This window comes from Streptococcus sp. HCA-5024 (assembly GCF_037890265.1).
Taxonomy (GTDB): Bacteria; Bacillota; Bacilli; order Lactobacillales; family Streptococcaceae; genus Streptococcus; species Streptococcus lingualis.
The window spans coordinates 1-498 of record NZ_JBBKBR010000019.1 but is presented as its reverse complement, the minus strand read 5'-3'; the positions used below and the strand labels follow the sequence as shown (position 1 = coordinate 498).

1 protein-coding gene is annotated in these 498 nt (G+C 38.2%); it reads right to left on the bottom strand.

Annotated elements, in window-relative coordinates; genetic code table 11:
• Nucleotides 1-454 (bottom strand): DUF389 domain-containing protein (locus WKT08_RS10440; protein ID WP_340281940.1); only part of this gene is annotated, 454 nt, incomplete at its 3' end.
• Between the last annotated feature and the right edge of the window lie 44 nt (nucleotides 455-498).

Genomic DNA, 498 nt, shown 5'->3' with positions numbered 1-498 from the left:
AAGCTGTAGCAATGGCTACTCCTGGCACGATATTGTTTGCTTCTTTTTTTCTTGAACCAATGACACCTGCTATCCCACCCGCAATAGCAATGAGAACATCCCAAATGGTTGGAGAGGTTCGTGCAATCAATTCGCTACTTGCATAAGATAAGGGAGAAATCCAGAAATATAGAGTCGAGACAAACAAACTGACCAATACTTGAGTAAATAAAACCCCTAGAGATTGCTTGATTAAACGCGTATCAAAAATAGCTAAACCAAACCCCAGTCCAATAATCGGTGTCATAAGAGGGGAAATCAGCATGGCTCCAATAATGACAGCTGTTGAATTCATATTTAGACCTATAGAGGCAATAAAAATCGAACACATCAAAATCACTGTATCTCTTAATCGAACATGAAGGTCATCATATAGTTTCTCGCGGAATTCACGTGTTGAATAATTGGCAGTCATTTGTCCTCTCCTCTTTCCTTATTTAAATCGGTATAATAATTAAT